Annotated in this window: 4 protein-coding genes; 2 read left to right on the plus strand and 2 right to left on the minus strand. The window is 54.5% G+C overall.

Annotation, left to right across the window (positions count from 1 at the left end):
* Together BG52_RS16595 and BG52_RS14195 are read right to left on the minus strand one after the other, a co-directional pair.
* On the minus strand, positions 1-596 hold a 596-nt coding region (locus BG52_RS16595), incomplete at its 3' end, for a PLDc N-terminal domain-containing protein (RefSeq protein ID WP_036667537.1).
* 218 nt (positions 597-814) lie between these two features.
* Positions 815-1,690, minus strand: coding sequence for an ROK family protein (locus BG52_RS14195; RefSeq protein WP_036586357.1), 876 nt, complete (start codon positions 1,688-1,690; stop codon positions 815-817).
* A 217-nt stretch (positions 1,691-1,907) separates the two neighbouring features.
* Here BG52_RS14195 and BG52_RS14200 point away from each other — a divergent pair, with 217 nt between their 5' ends.
* The gene (locus BG52_RS14200; RefSeq protein WP_036586291.1) at positions 1,908-2,117 is read left to right on the plus strand and encodes a YrzA family protein; all 210 of its coding nucleotides are present in this window, start codon (positions 1,908-1,910) and stop codon (positions 2,115-2,117) included.
* A 91-nt stretch (positions 2,118-2,208) separates the two neighbouring features.
* Positions 2,209-2,472: a hypothetical protein gene (locus BG52_RS14205; protein ID WP_036586293.1), complete on the plus strand. Its 264-nt coding sequence runs from the start codon at positions 2,209-2,211 to the stop codon at positions 2,470-2,472.
* Positions 2,473-2,499: the final 27 nt, after the last annotated feature.

Consider the following 2,499-nt stretch of genomic DNA (forward strand, 5'->3'; position numbering starts at 1 on the left):
CCCGCCGCCGTCAGCGGCTCGAAAAAGCCCTCGGGCAACGACGAACAGCCGATATGATCGTACAGCAGCCGCACTTCAACGCCGTCGAGCGCTTTGAAGGCGAGCGCCTCGATCAGCCTGCGGCCGCACACATCATCGCGAATGATAAAGTACATCAGATGGACGTGATTCTCCGCCCGCTCGATGTCTCGAAGCAGCGCATCGAACTTCGTCCGGCCCTCCGTGAAGACCTCCACCTCATTGTCCTGCGTAAAAAAAGCATGGCCGCCCATCAGATTCATATACATCATATCCCGGTATTTCGCCATAGCGGGATCGTTGAACACGATCCGGCTCTCGGTGAACCGGAACTGCTGCTCCCGTTGCAGCGCCTGCAGTCGCAGTCTATTTTCCGCGCTGATCCGATATATTTTGCGGCGGCTCAAATTTTGTCCGAGAATAAGGTAGAGGATAAAGCCAACACCCGGCAGAAACAGCAGCACCATCACCCAGGCCCATGTGACGCCGACGTTGCGCCTTTCCAGAAAAACGACAGCCGCAGCAAAGAAAAAGTTAAGGATGGTAACGGCCGTATATAAATTTTGCAAAATGCTCATCGAATGCTCCAGCCTTTAATCGATTTTGCGTTTCTCCACGACGATGGATCGGCTGATTCTTCCGAACCATCGCCATATTGTCATGCTAGCTTTCCCACCCTTCTCCGGTTGAAAAAGCTGCGGCGCCGCCTGCGAAAATCCCTCCCGGGCAAGCGGACGCAAGCGTCTTCGCCTTCGGGAGGGATTTTCGTGTGAAGCGTCTTCAGCGGCTGGTCGTTTTAACGGCCGGCAGCTGCCAATCCTAGCGCCAGGGCGCCGCTCAAACCGGCATTATCGCCCAATCCCGGTGGCACGATATAGGAATCGATGCCGGAGAGGACCGTGCCATGCGCCACGTAGCCGTTCAGGTTACGCTGCACCTCCGCGCGAATCATCGGGAACAGCTGCTCCTGGTGCATAACCCCCCCGCCCAGGATAACCTTCTTCGGTGACAGCAGCACGATAATACCCGCTACTGCCTGTCCGATATAGAACGCTTCCATCGCCCAGGCGGGATGATCCGGCGACAGCTCCCCGCCCCTGACGCCCCAGCGCTTTTCAATCGCCGGACCGGCAGCCATGCCCTCCAGGCAATCGCCGTGATACGGGCAAATCCCCGCAAACGCATCCTCGGGGTGGCGCCTTGTCAAAACATGGCCGCCCTCCGGATGCAGCAGCCCATGGACAAGCTTGCCTTCGGCATACACGCCAACTCCCACACCGGTGCCGATCGTATAGTAAACGCAGCTGTCCAAGCCTTGGGCGGCTCCCCACTTCGCTTCCCCGAAAGCCGCAGCATTCACGTCGGTGTCCCAGCCGAAAGGCACGTTGAACGCGCGTTGCAGCGTTCCCAGGAAATCATACCCTCCCCAACCCGGCTTCGGCGTCGTTGTGACGTGGCCGTATGTCGGACTGGAAGGATCGATGTCAATTGGGCCGAAAGTCCCGATGCCAATCGCATCCACCTGTTTGTTTTGGAAATAATCGATTACATGACGAAGTGTCGTCTCCGGCAACTCGGTCGGGAAACTCACGCGATCCTCGATCACGCCGTTCTCATTCCCAATGCCGCATACGAATTTCGTTCCGCCAGCTTCAATCGCGCCGATACGCAACATAAGCGCCTCCTTCAACCTCACCGTAATAAATGTATGTACTTTCCGAATCGTTAACCTTCAAAATTATAACACATCGCCCCTCCCGGTGTCCCGCATCCGTTTCAGAGAGGAGAGCGCAGGAGGGGCTGAACTACCCGCTGCGGCAAGCGCTATGATATAATCGGTTCGACAAGCATCGCGATAACAACAACCACTGAAGGCGGGGAAGCGGACTATGAATTTCTCACTGGATCGGCTGGGGAACAAGATTGAATTTTTTGAGGCGTACGACCTCAAGACGCTCGAGCGCGCAATCGCCGTGCAGATCGACAACAATAAGGCGCTGATGCTGGAAGTTTATGCGGTCAGCCACCATGTCGTATTCGATCCAAACGCGGGTAAAATGTTATACAGCGCGGTCGTTCACTTTCGGGTCAAATCATGATAAAATGATGTATCCGCAAAAGTTTGACATCTTTCGTGGTACCCGATATTCTTACATAGTCCCAAAATACAATTATAGGTGGTAAAATAACATGGCATTTAACCCCTCTATTGTCGACCTTGAGGCATTAGACAAAAACGAGAAAACCGGCCTCTACCAATTTGTGGCCACCCTTCCCGACCAGTCGAAGGTTCGCTTGTTCATGAGCAAAAATCCGAAATGGAAGCTCGAAGACGTGAACCGTCTCCTGAACAATCCATGCCCGATCTGCCGCAAGGATTATTACTGCAAATGCATGGAAAGACATATGGGATCGCTTGAAGCTTCGGCGATCGAGCAGCTCGGCGAGCAATAAGCGCCATCTTATCGTCACACGCAACAA

It is taken from the genome of Paenibacillus darwinianus (assembly GCF_000598065.1).
Taxonomy (GTDB): domain Bacteria; phylum Bacillota; class Bacilli; order Paenibacillales; family Paenibacillaceae; genus Paenibacillus_I; species Paenibacillus_I darwinianus.

Bases quoted from the DNA above. Each gene is read 5' to 3' on its own strand.
- BG52_RS14200 (WP_036586291.1), top strand. From the start codon at position 1,908: ATGAATTTCTCACTGGATCGGCTGGGGAACAAGATTGAATTTTTTGAG.
- BG52_RS14205 (WP_036586293.1), top strand. From the start codon at position 2,209: ATGGCATTTAACCCCTCTATTGTCGACCTTGAGGCATTAGACAAAAAC.